At 74.8% G+C, this 22,386-nt stretch carries 12 protein-coding genes; all 12 read right to left on the bottom strand.

Features of this window, described 5'->3' with window-relative positions; all coding sequences use genetic code 11:
- Position 1 precedes the first annotated feature (1 nt).
- Entirely contained in the window at positions 2–1,849 is a 1,848-nt protein-coding gene (gene accD, locus CcI49_RS03490; protein WP_076824267.1) for an acetyl-CoA carboxylase, carboxyltransferase subunit beta, read from the bottom strand.
- On the bottom strand, positions 1,846–3,522 hold the full coding sequence (locus CcI49_RS03485; RefSeq protein WP_076824265.1) for a PfaD family polyunsaturated fatty acid/polyketide biosynthesis protein: 1,677 nt from the start codon (positions 3,520–3,522) through the stop codon (positions 1,846–1,848). The genes accD and CcI49_RS03485 overlap by 4 nt, the downstream gene beginning before the upstream one ends.
- The gene (locus CcI49_RS03480) at positions 3,516–6,005 is read right to left on the bottom strand and encodes a beta-ketoacyl synthase (protein ID WP_083749281.1); all 2,490 of its coding nucleotides are present in this window, start codon (positions 6,003–6,005) and stop codon (positions 3,516–3,518) included. Before CcI49_RS03480 ends, CcI49_RS03485 begins: the two co-directional genes overlap by 7 nt.
- Positions 6,002–13,330: a type I polyketide synthase gene (locus CcI49_RS03475; RefSeq protein WP_076824263.1), complete on the bottom strand. Its 7,329-nt coding sequence runs from the start codon at positions 13,328–13,330 to the stop codon at positions 6,002–6,004. Before CcI49_RS03475 ends, CcI49_RS03480 begins: the two co-directional genes overlap by 4 nt.
- 208 nt (positions 13,331–13,538) lie before the next feature.
- Positions 13,539–14,189 (bottom strand): SGNH/GDSL hydrolase family protein, encoded by a 651-nt coding sequence (locus CcI49_RS03470; protein WP_054567334.1) that lies wholly within the window; start codon positions 14,187–14,189, stop codon positions 13,539–13,541.
- Complete coding sequence (locus CcI49_RS03465) at positions 14,186–15,169, bottom strand: alpha/beta fold hydrolase (protein ID WP_054567333.1); 984 nt, start codon at positions 15,167–15,169, stop codon at positions 14,186–14,188. Before CcI49_RS03465 ends, CcI49_RS03470 begins: the two co-directional genes overlap by 4 nt.
- A gap of 2 nt (positions 15,170–15,171) precedes the next feature.
- Complete coding sequence (locus CcI49_RS03460) at positions 15,172–15,738, bottom strand: YiiD C-terminal domain-containing protein (RefSeq protein ID WP_054567332.1); 567 nt, start codon at positions 15,736–15,738, stop codon at positions 15,172–15,174.
- Positions 15,735–17,006 (bottom strand): acyl-CoA dehydrogenase family protein, encoded by a 1,272-nt coding sequence (locus CcI49_RS03455; RefSeq protein ID WP_054567331.1) that lies wholly within the window; start codon positions 17,004–17,006, stop codon positions 15,735–15,737. Before CcI49_RS03455 ends, CcI49_RS03460 begins: the two co-directional genes overlap by 4 nt.
- Positions 17,007–17,046: 40 nt before the next feature.
- Complete coding sequence (locus tag CcI49_RS03450; protein WP_076824261.1) at positions 17,047–18,282, bottom strand: NAD(P)/FAD-dependent oxidoreductase; 1,236 nt, start codon at positions 18,280–18,282, stop codon at positions 17,047–17,049.
- 74 nt (positions 18,283–18,356) lie between these two features.
- Complete coding sequence (locus CcI49_RS03445) at positions 18,357–20,297, bottom strand: AMP-dependent synthetase/ligase (RefSeq protein ID WP_076824417.1); 1,941 nt, start codon at positions 20,295–20,297, stop codon at positions 18,357–18,359.
- Between the two features lie 239 nt (positions 20,298–20,536).
- Entirely contained in the window at positions 20,537–21,271 is a 735-nt protein-coding gene (locus tag CcI49_RS03440; protein WP_083473332.1) for an HAD-IA family hydrolase, read from the bottom strand.
- The gene (locus tag CcI49_RS03435) at positions 21,264–22,184 is read right to left on the bottom strand and encodes an MBL fold metallo-hydrolase (RefSeq protein WP_241839873.1); all 921 of its coding nucleotides are present in this window, start codon (positions 22,182–22,184) and stop codon (positions 21,264–21,266) included. Before CcI49_RS03435 ends, CcI49_RS03440 begins: the two co-directional genes overlap by 8 nt.
- Positions 22,185–22,386: the final 202 nt, after the last annotated feature.

Genomic DNA, 22,386 nt, shown 5'->3' with positions numbered 1-22,386 from the left:
ATCAAGGCTGCCTCACGTCGTCGAGATCGGCGGTGGAGCGCTGCCCCATCGGCGGGCGTGCCGCGGGGAGGGTGGGTACGGCAGGCGTGGCGGCGCTCGGGGTCGTGGCGGAGGCCGAGGCCGGCACCGGGGCGCCGAAGCGGCGGAAGCGGGCCCGGCGGCCGGAGACCAGGGTCGGCGGGTCCAGCGGGACGAGGTCCGCGAGGGTGCCGGCCAGGGCGGCGCGCAGGGCGTCCGCCGCGGCGAGCGGGTCGACGTCGGCACCGCCGTCGGGCTCGGGGATGACGCCGTCGACGATCCCGGCCTCCAGCAGGGCACGGGAGTCGACCCGCAGCGCGGCCGCGGCGTCCGGTCCGGCGGCCGGGTCCTTCCACAGGATCGCGGCGCAGCCCTCAGGGCTGATCACCGAGTAGATCGCGTTCGCGCACATCAGCACCCGGTCAGCGACGGCCAGCGCGAGCGCGCCGCCGCTGCCGCCCTCACCGGTCACCACCGCGACGACGGGCACCGGCAGGCCGGCCATCAGCCGCAGGTTCTCGGCGATGGCGACGGCCTGGGCGTTCTCCTCGGCCTCGATGCCGGGATGCGCCCCGGCGGTGTCGATCAGCGTGATGACCGGCAGGCCCAGCTTCGCCGCCAGCCGCATCACCCGAGCGGCCTTGCGGTAGCCGGCGGGCGAGGGCATGCCGTAGGCCCGGGCCGCGAGCTCGGCGGCGGTGTGGCCCTTCTGCGTCCCGATGACGACGACGGACATCCCGTCGAAGCGGCCCAGGCCGGCGATCATGGCCGGGCAGTCGGCGGCGGCGCGATCGCCGTGCAGCTCGGTCCAGTCCTCGACCAGCGCGCCGACGTAGTCCAGCGCGCTGGGCCGGCCGAGCCGGCGGGCGAGGCGCACCGCCTCCCACGGGTGGCGCTCGGCGAGCCGGGCGGGGTCACGGACGACGCCCGCCGAGCCGTGCCCGCCGGCTTCCCCGTCCGGGCTCGCCGCGGCCGCGGCCGTTGCGGGCGCCGGCGCCTGGCGGCGGGTGGCGACGGACAGCAGCCGCCCGAGTGTCGGGCGCAGAGCTGCCCGCGGGCTGATCAGGTCCACGACGCCGTGCTCGAGCAGGAACTCGGCGGTCTGGAACCCGGGCGGGAGGGTCTGGCGGATGGTCTGCTCGATCACCCGGGCGCCGGCGAAGCCGAGGCGGGCGCCGGGCTCGGCGATGATGACGTCGGTCAGCGTCGCGAAGGACGCGGCGACACCGCCGAACGTCGGGTCGGTGACCAGCGAGACGGTGAGGATGCCCGCCTCGTCGAGCTGACCGATGGCCTGGGCCGTCTTGGCCATCTGCATCAGGGAGAGCGCGCCCTCCTGCATCCGGGCGCCGCCCGAGGCGGTCACCAGCAGCAGCGGGGTGCGTTCCCGCAGGGCGATCTCGCAGGCCAAGGTGATCGCCTCGCCGACGGCCGCGCCGAGACTGCCGCCGAGGAAGCGGAAGTCCATCACCGCGGCGACGACGGGGCAGCCCTCGATCGTGCCGCGGGCGACCAGCACCCCCTCGGACATCCCGGTCGCGGCCCGGGCGCCGCGCAGCCGGTCGGTGTAGGGGCGGGTGTCGATGAAGTGCAGCGGGTCCGCCGCGGTGACCGGAGTGTCGAGGAGCTCGACGGAGTCCGCGTCCAGCAGCAGGTCGATCCGCTGCGCGGCTGTCAGGCGCGCGTGCCAGCCGCATTCGGGGCAGACGCTCCCGCCGCGGGCGAACCGCCGGCTGTAGATCATCCGCCGGCAGCCGTCGCAGACGAGCCACGCGGAGGTGCCGTCGTCCCCCTCGGGACGGTGCTGGTGCTGCAGTACCGGTGCGGTCATGGCCGTCGTTCCTGTTCTGGTCGGTGGGGGAGCGGCCGGTAGGTGGTGGCCGCGGCGGGCAGCCGGACGCCGGCCTGGGCGAGAGCCGCGACCCGGCTGGTGAACGCGGCCCCGCGCATCAGCTCGGTGGCGATCGCGGCGGCGTGCCGGTTCTCCAGCGGTTCCAGGACGCTGCCGCGTACCCAGGTGTTGAAGGCACCCATCGCCGGGCCGCACCAGACCTGGTAGTCGGCGACCCGGTCGGCCGCGCCGCCGATGCTCCAGCCCGAGGACAGGCCGAGATACCAGCGGAACACCAGTGCCATCCGCCGCTTCGGGCTCTCCCGCGCCCGCTCGATCTGCTCGGGGTCGCGGGTGGAGAAGTAGGTGACCGTGTCGGCCCAGACGTCGTCGAGCGGCCGGCGGAAGATCCGCTTCTCCAGCGCGGCCCGCTCGTCGGCGGGGATGTCGTCCAGCCCGTCGTACCGGTGGTACAGGTCGTACAGCCGGCGCGCCTTCGACGCGAACATGGTGCCGCGGCTGAGAACCTGCACCTCGGCGCCGATCTCGAACATGTCGGCGGACGGAGCCTGCGCGCAGTCGGTCACCGAGGCCTGGGCGAGCAGCGCCTTGGTCGCCGGCGACTGCGCCGCCTCGACGGAGGACTGGTTGACCGAGCCGGTCACGACATAGTCCGCGCCGAGGGCGAACGCGGCGGCGACGGCTCGGGGGGTGCCGAGGCCACCGGCCGCACCCACCCGGACGGACCACCCGCCACCTGCGCCGCCCGGGCCACCCGGCGTGTCCCGAAGGGCGTCGCGCAGGGCCAGCAGCTCGGGCAGCAGGACGGCCAGCGGGCGGCGGTCGGTGTGGCCGCCGGAGTCGGCCTCCGCGGTGATGTCGTCGGCGAGCGGCACCGCCGCGGCGAGCGCGGCCTGCTCGGCGCTGACCAGCCCCTGCTCGACCAGCGGACGGACCAGTGCCTCCGGAGCCGGCCGCAGGAACAGCTCGGCCACCTCGGTACGGGACACCTTCGCCACGACCCGGTTCGCCGCGACGACCCGCCCGTCCGGGCCGCGGTGCAGGCCGGCGAGCCGGTAGCGCACCACCTGGGGGGTCAGGTCCAGGAAGGCCGACGCCTCGATGCAGCGCACCTGATGGCGCAGGCACGCGTCGATGGCCTCGCGCTCCATCGCGGCCTCGGTCGGGCTGTGGATCAGGTTGCAGGCGAAGGGACGCCCCCCGACACGGCGGCTGATGTCGGCGAGCGCCTCCTCGACCCGGGCGGCGACCACGCCGGCCGCGCCGAACGAGGCGAGGTAGCCCGCCTGGGCCAGGTTGACCACCAGATCGGTGGATGCGATGCCGTTCGCCATCGACCCGGCCATGTAGGCCTGGTCGACCCCGTGGTCGCGGCGGAAGGCGGGGGAGCCGAGGCGCCGCGGCGGCAGCGGGCCCGCGGCGGCCAGCACCTGCCCGGCCGTCGCCGCGGCCTGCTCGTCGCCGGTGAGGGCGATCCCGGCCGCGTCGCGCACGACGTAGACGGGCCGCTCCAGGTCGGCGAGCACCCGGTGGACGTCCGCCGGGGTCCGGGCGAGCGGTGTGGCCCGCCCGGGCGGTGCGAGTCGTGCGGGCGAGGCCGCGGCAGGGGGTGTGGGGACCAGTGGCGTGGTGACCAGGGGCGGGCTCACCATGACGGCGCTCCCTCGTCGCGCAGCTCGATCGCGATGTCGGTCAGCTGGTAGATCCGCATCGTCGGCTTCCACAGGCTCGCGTCGGCGGTGACACGGACCCGGCCGGGCCGGCGGCTGACATCGGAGATGTGAACCTCCAGGGTGAACGTCCCGTCGGACGGGAGCAGCTGGCCCCGGTACTTCCAGTGCATGGTCAGGCCGACCGGCAGGACGAACCCGGGCCGGGCCATCCCGTCCGCGTGGCCCGCGTCGACGGACCACTCCTGCATGGCCTGGATGACCGCCTCGACCCCGAGCGATCCGGGGATCACCGGGTCGAGGTGGAAGTGCCGGGTGAAGAACCAGTCCGCCGGGTCGATCGGGCGGACCGCCCGCAGGTAGCCGCGCCCGTGCCGGCCCCCGCCGTCGACGACCTCCACGTCGTCGAGCAGCGCGAGCTGGCCGCGGGCACACAGCGGCGCCGCCGGGTCCGCGCGGCGGGCGGCGACGTCGATCGTGCGGACCGCCGGGGCCTCACCGCCCCGCTCGGCGACCTCGTCGAGCCAGGTCGGCACGAGCCGCCCGCCGTCCAGGCCGGTCTGGCGGGCCAGTGCCGGCGCGTTGAAGTAGCCGAACATCGACTCGCCCGTGTAGAACGGCTCGCCGTCGACGGCCATCGAGTAGGAGAAGTCCTGCAGCGCCGTGCCCGGCATCGGGTTCGTCGACATCAGCGTCGAGTGCTGGCGGATGGTCGCGTCGCGCAGCTCCACCTCGCGCAGCACCGTCGCGCTCCCGCCGAGGTTGCGCAGGCTGTAGTCCTCCTCCGGCTCGGCCAGGGTCGCGCCCAGGTAGTAGCCGAGCAGCAGCGCCGACTGCAGCGACGTCTCCATGTAGACGGCGTTGGGCATCGAGGCGTTCGCGGTGTCGGCGTAGTACCAGCAGTCCGCCGCCGCGTCGTACTCGGTGATGTGGGTGGCGCCGCCGCGCAGGTCGCCGCGGCGGGAGTCCGACGCCATGATCCGGTCGACGAGCCGCAGCCCGCCGCCGGGCAGCCGGGTGGCCCGCCGGCCCCGGTAGGCGCCGAACTCCGGGCCCAGCCCGATGCCCTGGTCCCCGCGGGCGCAGTGCGCCATGTGGAACTCGTTGAGCAGTGCCCGCTCCCCGGCGGCGTTGCGCCGGCCGAGGAAGGCCGTGACGGCGCCGCCGTGGTCGGGCCCGATCTGCGTGCCCGGACGCTCCCGGACGGTCACGGCCACGTCGCGGATCTCGGCGACGACCCGTCCGCCGGCCTGGACCAGCACCCGGGCGGCCAGCCAGGGCCGTGGCAGCAGGTCGATCGTGTCGACGTCGAGCACGACCTCCCCGCCGGTGCCGTCCCACCGCGACGCGCCGTCGGCGCCGGTGCCGACGAGCGTCACGGTGGGCGCGGGATGTGCCGGGCCGGTGCGCGGGCGGCCGTCCGGGTCCTCCGCGGGCGCGGCGGGGACGAAGCGTGCGTCCGCCAGGCACAGGTGCAGGCCGACGTACAGCGCGAAGACCCGCAGCGCCTGCCCGGCCGCGGTCAGCAGCTCGGTGGTGAGCGCGTCGGTGCCGCTCGCGGCGTCCAGCGGCAGCAGACCGGCGTGCAGGGAGCCGGCCGCGCTGGCACCGCCATGCGTACGCAGCCCCGCCACCCAGGCCAGCAGCGGCCGGTCGCCCGGATCGACGAGCGTGAGGTCGGGGCTGGCGCCCTCCTGGTCGTAGGCCGGCCCGAAGACGCCCGCGATCTCGCCGCGGCCGAGCGCGGCCAGGTCCGCGGCGGTGAGCTCACGGCGCTCCGTGCGCGCCAGCGCCTTGAAGGACGCCTCCGTGACCGGGTCGTCCTCCGTGCCCGGACCGGTGGGTGCCGGCCCGGCCTGCGCCGGCCCGGTCTCAGGAACGGCCGCCGTCGTGACCGCCGGCGGGAGGGCCGGTGTGGCCGCCGTGATCGCTGTGATAGCTGGTGTCGCCGCCGTGGCGATCGCCGGTGTGCCCGTGATCGCCGTGCCCGTGACCGCCGGCGTGACGCTGATCGTCGGGGTGCCCGCGATCGCCGGTGTGACGGTGGGCGCGGGGCGGACGGTGCCGGTGCCGGTGGGCGCCGGGCCGGCGAGGGTGAGCCGGCTCAGCGCGAGCTGCGCCGCCAGCGCGGAGTCGTGCGCCGCCGCCACGACGGCGCCCGCCTCGCGGATGAGCCCGGCGATCCGGGTCGTGGCGAGGTGACCCGCGCCGGTGAGCGCGGAGCCGGCGGGCAGCGGCACCGTCACCGCCGCCACCGTGGTTGCCCCGGGGGTCACCAGAGCGAGCGCCTCCGTGGTCGCCACGGTGGTCGCCGTGGTCGCCGTGGGCGTGGCCGGGACGGTCAGCCGGAGCGCGTCGAAGGGCTCGCCCTCGAAACCGAGCTCGTCGTCCAACGCGGCGGCCGGCAGCGCACCGGGGCCGAAGCCCGGCACGGACATGCGGGGCGCCTCCTCGGCGATCGTCATGACGTCACCTCCTGCGCCCAGCGCGCGGCACCCTCGGCGAACTTCGCGGCCATGTCCGGGGTGGCGACCATCGCCACGTCGTGCAGGCGGACGAGGATCCGTCCATCCCGGCCGACGGCGGTCACCCGGTTGAGCAGGCCGGTGTCGCGGACCTGGGTCTCGTCGACCACCACGGCGAACGGCTCGTCCGCCGGCAGCGGGGCCCGGTAGTCGATCCGCCCGACGGCCAGCGGCAGGCAGGCCTGGCCGGTCACCCAGCGCCCGAGCACCGACGGGCCGTGCAGCAGCAGGTCGGCCAGCGCCGGATCGTGCAGCGTGGCGGCGAACGCGCCGTGCGCGACCGGAGCCGCGGGCAGGCGGCACTCGATGACGAGGCTGCGGTCAGCGCGCTCCAGGACCCGGGTGATCCCCCGCAGCAACGGCCCGTGGAACAGGGTGCCGCCGGTGTAGATCTCCAGGCCGTCCTGCGCGCCCGGCCCCGACCACAGCGCCTCCAGCCGCGACCAGTCCTCCACCTGTGTCGGCGCCGGTGGCCGCGCGGCGAGGACCAGCGTCGCCGCGTAGCGGGAGACGCCGATCGGCAGCGCGCCCGGGCTGCGCACGCTCGCCTTCACGACGAGCCGGTCACCCGTGCCGGCCGCGCCGCCGGCGCTCGGGTCGGGCTCGGCAGCCGCGGCGTGCACCCGCAGGGTCAGCTCACCCGTCCCGTCGAACACCACACCCTTGTGGACGTCGAAGTCGCGGACCTCCACGACCGCGAGCCCCGGGTGGGCCCGCTCGACGACGCCCGCGAGCCAGCCGATCGCGAAGGTCGCCGGCAGGACGGGGAACCCGCCGACCTGGTGGTGCAGGATCACCGGGTGCTCGGCGATCTCGCCGAGGTCGCGGCGGGCCACCAGGGCCGGTGCGGGCCGCACCCCGCCCGCGCCGGTCAGCGCCTCGGCCGACCCGACCAGCAGGCGGACGTCGGCGGTGCCCGGCGGCTCGAACTGGTCGGCGAACACCTCGGCGCCCTGCGCCCGGTCGATCAGCGCGACGCCGCGGGAGCGGAACAGCTCGCGCAGGTCGGCGTCGACCATGCCGCCGTCCCAGGCGCCCCAGTCGATCGCGGTGATGTGCCGGCCGGGCGTCGCCTGCTTCCAGCCGGCGGCGAGCCGGCCGAGGGCCTCGTTCGCCGCCGCGTAGTCGGCCTGACCCGGGTTGCCCATCAGGCCCGCCACCGAGGTGAACAGCACCAGATGCCCCAGCGGCGAGGCCGCGCCGGAACGGGATTCCTCGGATGAGTCGAGCGCGCCGAGCGCGTCGAGGACGTTGCGCAGCCCGGTCAGCTTCGGGGTCAGGACCCGGCGGACCGCGTCGGGGGTCTTGGCCTCCAACGTGCTGTCGGCGAGTGCCCCGGCACCGTGCACGAGGGCGCTGGCCACGTCCCGGTAGGGAGCCAGCGCGGCCTGTACCGCCGCCCGGTCGGCGATGTCGACGCTCAGGTAGACCGCGGTGGCGCCGGTCGCGGCCAGCGCCGCGAGGGTGTCGCGGATCTCGCGGCGGGCCAGCACGTCGCGGCGCGCCGCCTCGGCCTGCCGGGGCGTCGGGCGTGGGCCGTCGGTGCCGGCCCGCGCCGCCAGGTCGGCGGCGGCGGCGCCGAGCAGGGCGGCGTCGGCGACGCCCTGCGCCCAGGCGGGATCGGCGTCGGCCTCGGTCCGGCCGAGGAGCACGAAGTGCGCCGGGACACGGGCCGCGAGCGCCCGCACGCAGTCGGCGGTCACCCCGCGCCCGCCCCCGGTGACGATCACCGTGTCCTGCGGGCTCAGCTTGGTGACCTCGCCGTCGTCGATGGGCCCGGTCTCCGGGTCACGGTCGGCGGTCGCCGTGGCCGGGCTGGCGCCGAAGGGGCCGGGCCGGACCGTCCAGCGGGTGCCGACCGGGTCGACGCCGACCTCGAGGAGGTCGACAGCCGCGTCCCACAACTCGGTCAGCGCGATCCGGGCCAGATCCGCGGGCGCCACGGCGGGATCGACGTCCAGGGCCCGGCAGAACAGCGAGGTCTCCTCGCGGGCCAGCGTCTTCACCACTCCGGAGACCCCGCCGACGAGGCGTTGCACCGCGGGCTCCGGGCCGCGAAGGCCCAGACCGCCGTCGAGGCGGGTGATGGTGAGGAAGGCGGCGCGGTCGCCACGCGCGGCCGCGCGGCGCAGCGGCCCGGCGGCGTGCTTGGCCACCAGGACGGCGTCGGCGAGCCGGCGGATGCCGTCCGTCCAGCCGGAACCGTCATCCGGTCCGGCCGGCGTGCCGACCAGCAGGAGGCACAGGTCGGCGGTCTCCCCCGCGCCGAACGCGTCCGCAAGCGCGCTCTCGACCGCGGCGGCGTCCCATTCGTCGAGCGGGTCGGCCGGCTCGTCGGCGGTCTCGGTGTCGGCGCCGGGCTCGGTGCCGCCGGCTGCCGCGGCCGGCAGCCGCACCGTGCGGACCGCGAAGCCTCGGCCCATCAGCTCCTCGTCCAGCGCGGCCAGCGTCGCGGCGTCCGCGCCGGTGGCCGAGGCGTCGACGACGACGGCGACCGGGTCCGACCCGAACGGCGCGGCGTCGAGGACGTCCACTGGGGCGGTCGGTACGAGCTCGACCCGGCGCCGGGGCAGCGGTGCCCCGCCGTCGAGGGACTCGGCCGCGGCCGGTGCCACGGGGTCGAGCGTTCCGGCGGCCGGCTCGGCCGGCCCGGCGAGGCTCGTCAGCACGTGGTCGGTGATGTGGTCGAGGGTGCGCATTTCGGCGAGGCGTTCGGGGCCGACTGCGGGGAGGGTGGGGAAGTGTTCTTGGAGGGCGCCGAGGATCTGGACGCGTTTGATGGAGTCGACGCCGAGGTCGGCTTCGAGGTCCATGCCGGTGTCGATCATTTCGGCGGGGTAGCCGGTGCGGTCCGCGACGACGCCGAGGAGCGCGGTGCGGACGGCGTCGGGGGAGACCGCGGCCGCGGGCGCGCCGTTCAGCGAGGCCGGTACGGGCTGCGGGGCGGCGGGAGCCGCGCTGGTGAGGCTGGTGAGGACGTGGTCGGTGATGTGGTCGAGGGTGCGCATTTCGGCGAGGCGTTCGGGGCCGACTGCGGGGAGGGTGGGGAAGTGTTCCTGGAGGGCGCCGAGGATCTGGACGCGTTTGATGGAGTCGACGCCGAGGTCGGCTTCGAGGTCCATGCCGGTGTCGATCATTTCGGCGGGGTAGCCGGTGCGGTCGGCGACGACGCCCAGCAGTGCGGTGCGGACGGCGTCAGGGGAGACGGCGGTGGTGGCGGTGCCGTTCGCCGTGGCGGTGGCCGGTCCGGTTGTGCTGGCGGTGGGGGCGCTGCTTGCCGTGTTGGTGAGGCTGGCGAGGACGTGGTCGGTGATGTGGTCGAGGGTGCGCATTTCGGCGAGGCGTTCGGGGCCGACTGCGGGGAGGGTGGGGAAGTGTTCTTGGAGGGCGCCGAGGATCTGGACGCGTTTGATGGAGTCGACGCCGAGGTCGGCTTCGAGGTCCATGCCGGTGTCGATCATTTCGGCGGGGTAGCCGGTGCGGTCGGCGACGACGCCCAGCAGCGCGGTGCGCACCTCGTCCGCGGTGGGGCCCGCGGCGACCGGCGTGCTGGCAGCAGGGCTCGCCGGGGTCTCGGTCCCGACGGGCTCGCCTGCGCCGAGGGCCGGCGTCCCGGGCCGGTACCCGTTGCCGTTGGCACTGCCGTTGCCAGGGGTGCTGCCGTTGCCGCTGGCAACGCCGTCACCGGAGTCCTGGCTGGGGATCCAGGGCACCACCGGGGCCGCCGAACCGGCCGGCGGGGCCGGCGTGAGTCCGGCTGGTGCCGCGTGAACCGGGGCCACCGGCAGAGCCGGGGCCGGGGCGGGCGCGGGAAGGAAGGCGTCCTCCCGAGCCGGCAGCCGCAGGCCGGCGAGGGCGGCGAGCACCTCGTTGGCGCGGGTGTGGGTGCGGCCGGCGGCGAGGCTCTGCTCGGCGACCTGCTCGATGGCCGCCGGGATCCAGGCGGGCTGGTCCGTGCTCGCGCCCGATCGCAGCAGGGCGACCAGCTCCCCGGTGATCTGCAGCTGTCCGTCCAGGTACCGGGTGTGCAGGTCCAGGTGCCGGTTCACCGCCTCGGTCACCAGCGCCGGGTCCAGGTCCGTGCCTGCGGCCACCACCGGGCTCGGCGCCGCGGCGGCACCGGCCACGGCCAGACCGTTCGGGGCGGGTGGGCCGTCGACCGCCGGCGCGTGGCTGGCGGCCGACAGGTCACCGTTGGCGCTGGTGGTGGCCAGGCCGCCGAGGACGGAGCCGCCGTTCGCGGTGGGGGCGCCGCCCGCGGTGGGGGTGAGCGCGGCCGGAGCCAGCGCCGCCGTGGTGAGCGTGGCCGGCGTGACGGCGGTGACCGCGGCGGCGTCCGCGACCGGTGTGGCGGCGGTCGGGGCCGCCAGCGCGCTGACCCGGAAGCCGTCGGTGAGGCCGGCGTTGTAGAGCGCGCGGCGGGAGTCGGGGATGTACTCGGCGCCGGTGAGCGTGATGGTCATCGCGGCACGGCGCGCGGCCTGCCCGCCCTCGGCGTGCGAGGCCGGGTCGTACCGGTTGATGTCGGTGATCGCCACGCCGAGCACCGCGAGCTGCACGGCGGCCTGCTTGAGCATGACGTCGCCGTCGCGCAGCGGGCCGCCGTCCGTGGAGACGACCGCGATCGGCTCGTCGCCGAGGATGCGGCGGGTGAGCTGGGCGAGCACCTGCTTCGGGCCGAACTCGACGAAGACGTTGCAGCCGGCGGCGCGCATCGCGCGGACACCGGCGACGAAGTCGACGGGTGCCAGCAGCTGGCCGCCGAGAACCGCGCGGTTCTCCGCCGGCTCGGTGCCGTAGCTCGCGCCGGCCGTGTTGGCGTACACCGGCGCGGTCGGCGCCCCGATCTCGACGGAGGCCAGGTCGGCGGCGAACCGGTCCACCGCGTGCCCGACGTAGCGGGTGTGGAACGCGGCGGAGACGGGCAGCAGCCGCCCGTTCAGGCCGCGCCGGGCCAGCTCCGCCAGCACCTCGCCGACGGCCTGCGTGCCGCCGCCGACGACGACCTGGTCGGGGGCGTTGTGGTTGCAGACGACCACGTCGGGGAAGTCGGCGAGGATCTGCTCGATCTCCTCGCGGCCGGCCTGGACGGCGGCCATCGTCCCGGGATCGGCGCTCACCGCGTCGGCGGCGGAGGCCGTGTCGGCGGGGGAGACGGCGTCGGGCGGGGCCATCGCGGCGCCGCGGGCGCGGGCGAGCCGGAAGAAGTCGGCGTCGGTCAGCGCGCCGGCGGCCCACAGCGCGGTGAGCTCACCGAAGCTGTGGCCGAGGTAGCCCGCGCAGTCCAGGCCCAGCTCGGCCAGGTAGCGGAACTGGCCCACCGACAGTGCGCCGATGGCGGGCTGGGCGTACCGGGTGGCCCGCAGCCGGGACTCCTGCTCCTGGCGCAGCTCGGGATCGAACACCGGCGGCGGGTACATCACCGCGGCCAGCGCGGTGGCGTCGCCGTCGAACACGGCGTTCGCGTCGTCGAGGGCCTGGCCGACGGTCGGCACGCCGAGCACGGCGTCGAGGCCCATCTCCAGGTACTGGCTGCCCTGGCCGGCGAACAGCGCGCCGACGCGAAGGTCCGCCAGGGCGCGGCGGCGGTAGTAGACCCCGGCGGGGTGCGTCCACTGCTCGGCGTCGGGGGACGCGGCGAGCTGGGCGAGCGCGATCCGGCGCGGCTCGGCGCCGTCCGGGTCGCCGGCCGGGGTCACGAACCCGACCCGGGCGTGGTCGGCGGGGATGGGGCCGTCGGTGGGGGCGGCGCCGGCCTCGAGCGCGGCGCGCAGCGCGGCCGGGTCCGGGGCGTGCCACACCCAGGCACGGGCGGTGCGGTGCACCATCCCGTTCGCCGGGCGCAGCGCGCTGTGCTCCTCCAGGACGACGTGGAAGTTCGTCCCGCCGAAGCCCATCGCGGAGGCGGCGGCGCGGCGCACCGGCCGGCGCGGGTCGCGGATCCACGGCCGGGTGCGGGTGTTCACGTACAGCGGGGTCGCGTCCTCGGCGAGCGGGCCGTTGGGGCGCTCGACGTTGATCGTCGGGGGCAGCGTCTTCTGGTAGAGGCTGAGCGCCAGCTTCATCAGGCTGGCGGTGCCCGCGGCGCCCTTGGTGTGGCCGATCTGCGACTTGACGCTGCCGATCGCGGCGAAGTGGGCCTGCCCGTCGGCGGCGGCGCGCAGGACGCCGTCCAGCGCGGTCAGCTCGGTGCGGTCGCCGACGGCGGTGCCGGTGGCGTGGGCCTCGAACAGCTCGACGGACGCCGGCGAGCAGTCGGCGTCGGCGTAGGCGCGCCGCAGCGCGCGCTCCTGGCCCTCGGCCCGCGGGGCGTAGATGCTCTTCGAACGGCCGTCGCTGGACGAGCCGAGCCCGCGGATGACCGCGTAGATCCGGTTGCCGTCGCGCTCGGCGTCCGCCAGCCGGCGCAGGGCGATCATGCCGACGCCCTCGCCGATCAGCGTGCCGTCGGCGCCCTCGTCGAACGGGCGGATGCGGTCGGACTTCGACAGCGCCTGGGTCTTGCTGAAGCACATGTATCCGAAGATCGAGTTCTCGGTGTCGGCACCACCGGCGATCATCATGTCGGAGCGGCCGTCGACCAGCTCGGCGATCGCCATCCGCACCGCGGAAAGCGACGCCGCGCAGGCGGCGTCGACGGTGCAGTTCATGCCGCCGAGGCCGAGGCGGTTCGCGATGCGCCCGGCGGTGACGTTGGCGAGCAGGCCGGGGAAGGAGTTCTCCTCCCAGGGCGCGAAGGCCTCGGCGTAGCGGGTGGCGATGGCCTGGGCGTCGTCCTCGGTCAGCCCGCAGGCACGCACGACCTCGCGCAGCACCGGGGTGGTGAGCCGGGCGCCGAGCGGGTGCATGAGCGGCACCGGCCCGGTGACACCGAGGACCACGCCGGTGGTCTCGGAGTCGTACCAGGTGGAGTCGGTGGCGCCGGCGTCGCGCAGCAGGTCGCGGGCGACGACGAGGCTGAGGGTCTGCAGGGTGCTGGTGACCTCGAGCTGGTTCGGCGGGAGGCCGAACTCCAGCGGGTCGAAGTCGACGTCCGGGACGAAGCCGCCACGCCGGGAGTAGGTGTGGTCGGGCCGGGTCGGATCGGCGTCGTAGTAGTCGTCGATGTTCCAGCGGCTGGCCGGGATGTCCTCGATGCAGTCCCGTGCGTCGACGATGTTCTGCCAGAACTCACGGACGTCACGGGCATGCGGGAAGAGACCCGCCATGCCGACGATGGCGATGGGTGTGTCGGCGAGTCGCCGGGGCGGTCCGCTCTCGCGCACGATGAACCTTTCATCAGGTGGTGGGGGCGGGGCGCTGGATGGTCAGCCGCGCCAGGCCGCGGGGCCGCGGGGCCGGTGGGCCGGTGCCGCCAGGGGATGACGGCGGCACCGGCGGCACAGGGCCGGCCGGCGGCCCCGCGGCGGCAGGCCCCGCGGCGGGCGGGCACAGCGGCCGGCGGCGCCGGAGGCCAGGGCCTGGGGGAAGGGGTCAGTAGGACAGGAGGCCGGCCCCCGCGCCGGCGCCGACGGGTTCGCGCCCGACCGGCGCCATGCCCGTGTGCAGGCCGACGAAGTCGGCCATGGTGTCGGCGAAGTGGCGGTGCCCGCGCGGGTTCGGGTGCAGCCCGTCGGGGTCCCACAACGTCGGCCCGCGCCATTCGGCCGCGGCCGCGATGTCGAGGCAGACCGCGCCGACGGCCGTGGCGGCCCGGGTCAGGTCCTCGTTCGCGCGGGCGAAGCGGTCGCGCAGCAGGGCCCGGAACGGCGCGGGGATGTCGAGGTTGCCGGGGATGTCTGGGTAGGTGGCGGTGAACAGGACGGTGTCCGGGCCGGCGAGCCGGCGCAGGATCGCCTCCAGGTTGCGCGCGAAGCGATCGGGGTCGTAGTCGCTGACCAGGTCGTTCACACCACCGATGAAACCGATCATGGTGGCCTTGTTGACCAGGGCGGCCGGGACCTGCCGGTGCAGGATGTCGGATGTGGTGGCCTGGTGGGTGCCGAGGTTGCGGTGGCCGCCGCGCGGGACGGCGAACAGGTCGGCGAACAGCGGCACCCAGCCGCCGTACGAGCCGTCCGGCCGCGGGTCGCCGCGGCCCTCGGCGAAGCTGTCGCCGAGCACGGTCAGCCGGGCCCGGGTCACCGGCCGCCCCCGTCGGTCGAGCTGGTGCCGGAGCCCGCGGTGGCCGCGGCGGGCAGCCGGCCGCTGGCGATCCAGGTCGCGGCGGCCTTCCCGATGACCGCGCTGTCCTTGATCCACGCGAAGTGGTCCCGGTTCTCGACTCCCGAGGCCGCCACGACGTGCCAGCGGGTGAGCCGGGCGACCGGCATCCGGGAGCACAGGAAGTCCACGTTCGAGGCGGGGCCGAGCCGGTCGTCGTCGAGCGAGATCGCGAGCACCGGCAGGCTCAGCGCCCGCAGCGCGTCGTCGTGGCGGCGCGACGAGCCGCGCGGCCGGCACCAGCTCGTCCGCGACTGCCGCGCCCAGTCGACCATGACCTGGCCGGACATCGCGCCGCCGATGAGCATCCCGCCCGGCCAGTGGCCGCGCAGCCGCGCGACCAGGCCGATCGTCTGGATCTTCCAGTACGCCTCGAGCCAGTTGCGGCGTCCGAAGGCCCGCCAGTAGGGCGTGCCGGTGCCGATGGTGATGATGCCGGCGACACCGGCCGGCGCGGACGCCGCGTGGAACAGCGCGAGCTGCCCGCCGAGGCTGTGGCCGAACAGGTACAGCGCGGACTCGGGGAAGCGGGCGCGGATCGTGGTGACCACCGCCGGGACGTCGACCTCGATCAGCTCGCGGTAGCCGAAGTTCGGCTGCTCGCGCAGGCCGGGGGTGCTGTCGCCGTAGCCGCGCTGGTCACACAGCACCACCGACAGGCCGGCGCCGAACAGCGCCTTCGCCAGCGGCACGTAGAACTTCGCCTTCAGCGCCATCGCGGGCAGCAGCGCGACCACGGGCACGGCCGGGTCGGGCTGGGCCATGATCCGCAGCCCCAGCACGACGCCGCCGCCGACCGGCACGGCCACCTTCTCGGCGGACGAGCCCTGCGCCGGGGCCGGGGCTGGGGACGAGGACGAGGCCGGGGACGGTGATGACGCCGTCGACTCGGTGGTGGCCATGGTCAGTCGCCGCCGATCGCGCAGACGTAGTCGAAGCCGAAGCGGGCCACGATCACGTCGTCGTCGTCGTAGAGCACGGCACGCACGTCGAGGTCGAACCGCTCGGGCCCGGTGCCGGCGAGGACGCGGCGCGCCTCCCGCTCGTCGACCATGCCGATCGCCCGGATGCGTCCGCGGGCGGGCCGGCGGAAGGACGAGCGGGCGTCGCGCACGACGAGGCTCTCGAACCGGCTCAGCCGCGCCGCCATCGCCCCGGCGACGGCGGCCGCCCCGGCGAGGTCGGCGGCCAGGAACAGCGCGCCCGCGTGCACGGTGCCGAGCTGGTTGGTGAGATCGGGCCGGGCGGGGATCTCCACGACCGAGTGGTCGGGGTCGACCTGGGTGATGTCGATGCCCACGAACCGGCGGAACGGCACGATCGCGTTGGCGATCTCGCAGATCCGCGCGAAGTCCGGTGCCGACGGATCGGCCGTCGCCGGGCCGAAGATGGAGAACGGCCCGGATCCGCCGGCTCCGGCGCCGGCCTGCTGCGTCGCGGGCGGCGTGGCAGGTGCGGATGTCGATGTCATCGGGCCTCCTCGGGGCTGATGGGAGCCGGGCTGCTGTGCGCGCGCAGCACCCGGCGGGCGATCGAGGCACGCAGCACCTCGGACGAGCCCTCGTAGATGCGGAACCCGCGGGCCTCGACCAGGAAGCGGGCGACCAGGTGGTCCTCGCAGATGCCGAGCCCGCCGTAGAGCTGGACCACCCGGTCGAGCACCCGCCACACCGCCTCGGCGACGAACGTCTTCGCGATCGCGGCGCCGTGGCGGGCGCCGGAGCTGGCCAGGCCCTCCTCGTCGAGGACCCGCGCCACCGACCGCACCAGCGCCCGCGCGGCGGCGATGTCGATCTCGTTGTCGGCGACGTGTGCCTGCGCCATGCCGTGGTCGGAGATCCGCTGGCCGAACGAGGAGCGGCCGGTGATCCACGCGGCGGCCATCTCGTGCGCCCGCGCGGCCAGGCCCAGCCAGGCCATGCAGAACGCCAGCCGGGACGGGGCGAGGCGCACCTGGGCGTAGCGCAGGCCGGCGCCGACGTCACCGAGGACGGCGTCGTCCGGGACGAAGCAGTCGGCGAAGGTGACCTCGCAGTGCCCGCCCGCGGCGCTGTGGTCCAGGGTCGGCATGCGGCGCCCGACGCGCAGGCCCGGGTTGTCCTGGTCGACCAGGAACATGGTGGTGCCGCCCTCGGTGCGGGCGATGCAGATGGTGAACGCGGCACCCTCGGCGCCGGTGATGAAGTGCTTCGCCCCGTCGATGACCCAGCCGCCGTCGACCGGGACGGCGCTGGTGCGGACCATCGACGGGTCCGAGCCGGCACCGGGCGCGGGCTCGGTGAGCGCGATCGAGGAGCGGGTCTCACCGCGCAGCAGCGGGTGCAGGTAGCGCTCGGCCTGCGCCTGGGTGCACACCGCGGCGAGCAGGTGCATGTTGCCGTCGTCGGGTGCGGCGCAGTTGACCGCGGTCGGGCCGATCAGGCTGCGCCCGGCCGCCTCGAGCACCTCGGCGAGGCCGGCGTTGGACAGGCCCAGTCCGCCGAGCCCGACCGGGGTGAGCGGCCCGAACACCCCGGCCGCGCGGGCGGCGCGCTGCAGGTCGACCCGGACGTCGTCGTCCATGTGCCGGCCCGCCACGACCAGCTCGCGTTCGACGGGCAGGACGTGGTCGTCGACGAAGGCACGGGTGCGCCGGGCGAGCTCGGCGACGTCGGCCCCCGGGCCCGCGGGCGGGGGCGAACCGGCGGGCTCGGGCGTGCCGGCGGGCGCGGGTGGACGCGTGGCCGGGGCGGTGGTCATCGGGGGGACGCCTCCTGGGTTTCTGGGCTCGGGCTCGGGCTCAGGCGGCCGGCAGCAGGCGCTTGTCGGCCGGCGTCCCGACCTCCTCGTACAGCTCGGCGAGGCTGTCGCGCTCGAAGAAGTCGTGGCCGTCGGCGCCGCCGGCGATCATGGCGAAGAACTTCTTGATGTACCGGGGGCTGGCCGCGGTGGCGTTGAAGACCGAGTCCAGGAACGGCGGCAGGACGAGCTTGGACAGCGTGCAGGTCAGCTCGAACGTGCCGTGGCTCTCCTCGTCGCGGATCTTGACGTACTCGGCGGCGGCGTCGTCGAGCGTCCGCTCGCCGGCCAGGCCCGCGTGCAGGCGGTCGGCCAGCAGCTGCGCCTGCAGGAAGGCGTCGGTGATGCCCCAGCCGGTGAACGGGTCCTTGTGGTAGCCGGCGTCGCCGACCAGCGCCCAGCCCGGGCCGTTCGAGCGCCGGTAGTAGTTGTCCGGGTAGCGCATCGGGCGGAACTCCTCCACCTGCTTGCCCCGGGCCCGCAGGTCCTCGCCGAACTCCGGCTGCACGTTGTCGAAGATCGCCTGGAAGCTGCCCTCGACGTCGGCGCGGAACTCGCTGAACGCCGCGCGCGGCCGGATGATCGACAGCAGGTGCTGGCCGTCGTTCGTCGGCCAGGTGCCGAACTGCTGCTCGCCGAGGCCGGTCCGGTGCTGCATCGCCCAGTCCAGGCCCTCGAAGTACGAGTAGTAGATGAAGCCCTCCGCCGGCACGACCTTGTAGAAGTCGGCGCCGACCTTGTCCGCCACGGTGGACGTCCGCCCGTCCGCGCCGACCACGAACGCGGAGCGGAACTCCTGCTCGGGCCCGTCGCCGACCTGCCCGCGGATGCCGGTGACCCGCCCGGCGTCGAACAGCAGGTCGGTGACCGTGAAGCCTTCGATCACCTCGGCGCCGGCCTCGCGGGCGGCGTCGACCAGCAGCTTGTCCAGGACGGTCCGGCGCGGGCAGTACACCGCGTCGATGCCCTCGATCGGGTCGGCGAAGCCCTCGACGAGCATGCCGGTGTAGTAGAAGGTCAGGTTGCGGATCGGCGGCACCCCGCTGGCGATCAGCCGGTCCAGCAGGCCCCAGTCACGCAGCCGGGCCAGCCCCGTCTGGTGCATGTAGTGGGTCGACACAGTGTCGCTGGGGAAGGTCGACCGGTCCACGACCAGGACCCGGTGGCCCTGGCGGGCCAGCAGCATGGCCAGCGGCGATCCGGCGCAGCGGGCACCGACCACGATGACGTCGTACATCCTTGGGAACTCCCGTCGTACAGGCGGGTGGAACAGGACTGGGGCCTTTGGTTCAGGTCAGGCGGCGGCTCTGGTCAGGCGGCGGAGGTCGCCGGTTCGGTCGGCGCCGGGCCGGCCGGCTCGGGTGCGGCGGTGTAGAGCTCGTCGATCTCGGCGGCGAACGTGGCCTCGATCTGTGCGCGGCGCAGCTTCATCGAGGGCGTCAGATGGCCGTCGGCGATGGTGAACTGGGTCGGCAGCACCCGGATGCGCCGGATCGACTCGGCCCGGGAGACCAGGCTGTTCGTGTCGTCGACCGCGTCGCGCAGCCGCTCCGCCAGGGCGGGATGCTCCCACCACCGGTCGGCGTCGAGGTCGAGGCCGGCCTCGGCGGCCAGCTTCGCCAGCACCGCCGGCTCCAGCGTCACCAGCGCGGCGACGAACGGGCGGCCCTCGCCGACGACCATGCAGTCGGCGACCAGCGGGTGCAACCGCATCCGGTCCTCGAGCAGGGTCGGTGTGACGTTCTTGCCACCGCTGGTGACCAGGATCTCCTTACGCCGGCCGGTGATGACGAGGTAGCCGTCGGCGTCGAGCCGGCCCAGGTCGCCGGTGTACAGCCAGCGGGGCGCGGCGTCGGTGCCGTCCTGCCCGTCGGCGCCGGCGGTCGACGGGTCCGTTCCCGCCTTCAGCGGGTCTGTGCCTGCCTTGAGCGGGTCCTGGCCGGTCCGCCAGTAGCCGGGGGAGACGTTCGGGCCCGCGACCAGCACCTCGCCGTCCGGTGCGATGCCCACCGTCGTTCCCGGGATGGGCTGGCCGACGGTGCCGACCCGGTTGGTCTCGGGCTGGTTGACCGTCACGGCGGTCGCGGCCTCGGTCAGGCCGTAGCAGTTGAGGATGTGCACGCCGAGCCCGCGGTAGTAGGCCGCGGTCGTGCTGTCCAGCGACGCGCCGCCGCTGATCACGTGGGTCAGCCGCCCACCGAACACGGCGCCGACCCGGGCCAGCAGGGCTTCGTCCGGGCGGCCGCCAGGCTCATCGGTGCCGGTGCCGGTGCCGACCTGTGCCAGCCCCGCGGCGACCGCGGCCAGCTCGGTGTCGGCGTCGACGGCTGCCCGCAGGCCCTTGCGGATCTTCTCCAGCCCGTACGGGACCAGCGCCAGCACGGTCGGCCGGAAACCGGCCATCGCGGGCAGCAGGTCGGTGACGGCCGAGAGCAGCCCGGTCCTGGTCCCGGCGTACAGGCAGGCGACCAGGATGGTGCGTCCGAAGACGTGCGCCAGTGGCAGGCAGAGCAGCGTCGCGGCCTGCTCGGTCACGACATCGCTGGCGTCCGCGCCGTCTCCGTCGGCACCGGTGCCGACGGTGTGCTCCGGACGCCACACGCGGAACAGCCCGCCGGTGTGCTCGACCGTGTTCGCGCTGGACGCGAACAGGTTGCCGTGGGTGAGAATGCAGCCCTTGGGCATCCCGGTGGTTCCGCTGGTGTAGACGATTGTCGCGATCGAGTCCGCGCGGACGGCGTCGCGGCGCCGCTCGAACTCGCCGTCGGTGCGGGCGGTGTCGTCGGATGCCGCCAGTGTGTCGAGGTCCGCCAGTGGCCAGGGGGCCGCCCGCAGCGCGCCCGCCGCCGCGCCGGCCACCAGTTCCTGATGCTCCGGTGTCTCGGCGAAGCACCACGTCATCCCGGAATCGGCGACGATGTGAGCGATCTGGGCCGCGGAGGCGGTCGGGAAGATCGGGACGGTGATCGCGCCGATCGCGAGCACCGCGAGGTCGGCCACCACCCACTCGTAGCTGGTGCGGCCCAGGACGCCGACGCGGTCGCCCGCGCCGACTCCCCGGTGCAGCAGGACCGCCGCGACCCGGCGCGCGTGGGCGTCGAGCTCGCGGTAGGTGATGTCCTGCCAGCCCGACGCCGCCGGGCGGCTCAGGACAACCAGTTCGGGGGTGACCCGTACCCGGTCGTCGACGAGGGAGTAGAGGCCACGGTCCTCAGGAAGGACGAGGCCCGCTCCCAGGGTGTACTGCGACACACCGACCACCTGTTCCGTGACGAGTTCCGGGGAATTCCTGGCGGATTTTCCGGACTCAGTCTCGAACGGTGCGTCGCGGTTGGCAATGCGATTGTGGCGAACGATCCGTAAACGACAGCAATCGTCGGCGCGTGATCGATTTCGATGGATCGATGGAAACTATTTATCGTTCTCGCGGGCGGTTCTCCCTCGCCGTCCCGCGGTCCACGGTCAGGGATGGAAAAGAATTGAAAGTGGGTTCAGCGCCGCTCGAAAACCAGTCGGTGCACCACGTCGAGGGTGTCGGCGACGGTGGTGTGCTCGATTGTCTGCCAGCCGAGCACCCGGGCGGCGGCGCAGTTGGCGCCGAGGTCGTCGATGAGCAGGCAGGATTCCGGCGGCACCCGGAAGATCGATTCGGCCAGCCGGAAGATCGCCGGATCCGGCTTGCGCAGGCCCACCTCGAACGAGTTGACCGTCACCTCGAACGGGTCGACATCCGGGGCGAGGGCCCGCCGGTGCGGCTCCCATTCCCGCACGCTGTTCGTGAGCATGCCGACCCGCACGCCCTCACCGCGCACCCGCGCCAGCAGCGTGAACAGCTCTGTGCTGACGGTCCGGCCGACGTACCAGTAGTCGCCGAAGCGGGTCAGGTCGATGCGCGGTGTCCAGCGGGGCGCGAGTGCCGCCGTCACCCGCAGCCCCCATTCCCGCTGCGGAAGAATGCCCAGCTCGAGCGGCTCGATGAGGGTGCCGCCGAACGGTTCGGCGACCTGGCGGATCGCCGCCATCAGGTCCGCCGCCGGGACCTCGGCAGCCGCCGCGACCTGGCTGAGCGCGTCGGCGACGGGGGAGGTGAGGACACCGCCGTAGTCGCACCACAGGGCTCGGACCGGCGGCGCGGTGCGCGGTGCGCGCACGGTCAGGGCCGCGGCGGCGCCGGGCGTCCGGTGCCGCCGCGGCGCGGCGGGCGCCGTGCTGAACGGTTCAACCACGGGGCGCCAGCTCCGTACCCGCCAGCTCCGTTCCGGCCCGACCGGATCGCGCCAGCTCCGCGCCTGGGACGACGGGCGCAAGCACCTCGGGGCTCCGCGTCGTGAAGCGGGCCGCGGGGGCGGCCAGATGCACCGGACCGGCGAAGACACGCTCCGCGTCCACCTTGCGGGCGGCGAGCCAGGCCCGATCCGCGGTCACGAAATGGGTGAGGACGAGCTGGTCCACCCCGGCCGCGGCGGCCACGGCGGCGGCGTCGGTGGCGCTGAGGTGGCCGTGGCCCGTGGTATCGGTGAGCTCCAGCGTCGCCTCGGCGAGCAGCATGTCGACGTCACGGGCGAACGGGACGAGATCCGCCGTCACCCCGGTGTCGCCGGTGTAGGCGAAGCTGCCGGTTCCGCTGTCGATGYGGGTTCCGCAGTTGGGCACCGAATGGCGCAGCTCATGCAGGCTCACGGTGGTGTCGCCGATTTCGAAGACGTCCCCCGGCGCGTATTCGCGGACGTCGAAGGCGACCTCGAACGCGCGGTCCAGCAGTGGGATCGTCGCGACCGGGAACAGCGCCGCCAGCGCCGTCAGCCGCTCCCGTCCGCCCGCCGGAACGTACAGCGGCACCGGGGCCCGCTCGACGCGCCGGGTCAGCGACGGCAGCGTCGGGAACAGTTCGGCGAACTGCCCGTATCCGGCGAGCAGCGTCTTCCCGAGGGGAAGCAGGTCGTAGCAGTGGTCCAGATGCAGGTGGCTGATGACGACGGCGTCGAGCTGGTCCGGATGCGTGATCGTGCTGAGCGCGGTCRCGGCCCCGGGGCCGCAGTCCAGCAACAGGCGAGCCTTTTCGCTCTCCACCAGATAGCTGGAACTGCACTGGCCGGCGCCGGGCATTCCCGACCGGCATCCGAGGACCGTCAACTGCATGTCCGTGTCCATTCTGTTGGACAGCGTCCGGAGCGAACAACGCTGTCGTGGGCGGTGACCGCGGCCGGCACGTTCTCCGCGGCGGGCACCGGCCCGGTCGCACCGACCTGGACGGCGGAGCGACCTGGGACAGGAGCGGGCCGGCCAGCCTCGGCGATCACGCGAATCCGACCGTTTGAGCGATGTTCCGCGCCCACCGGAT

It is taken from the genome of Frankia sp. CcI49, from assembly GCF_001983215.1.
In the GTDB taxonomy this organism is placed as follows: domain Bacteria; phylum Actinomycetota; class Actinomycetes; order Frankiales; family Frankiaceae; genus Parafrankia; species Parafrankia irregularis.
The sequence above is the reverse complement of the archived record's forward strand: the minus strand, read 5'-3'. Positions and strand labels throughout refer to the sequence as shown.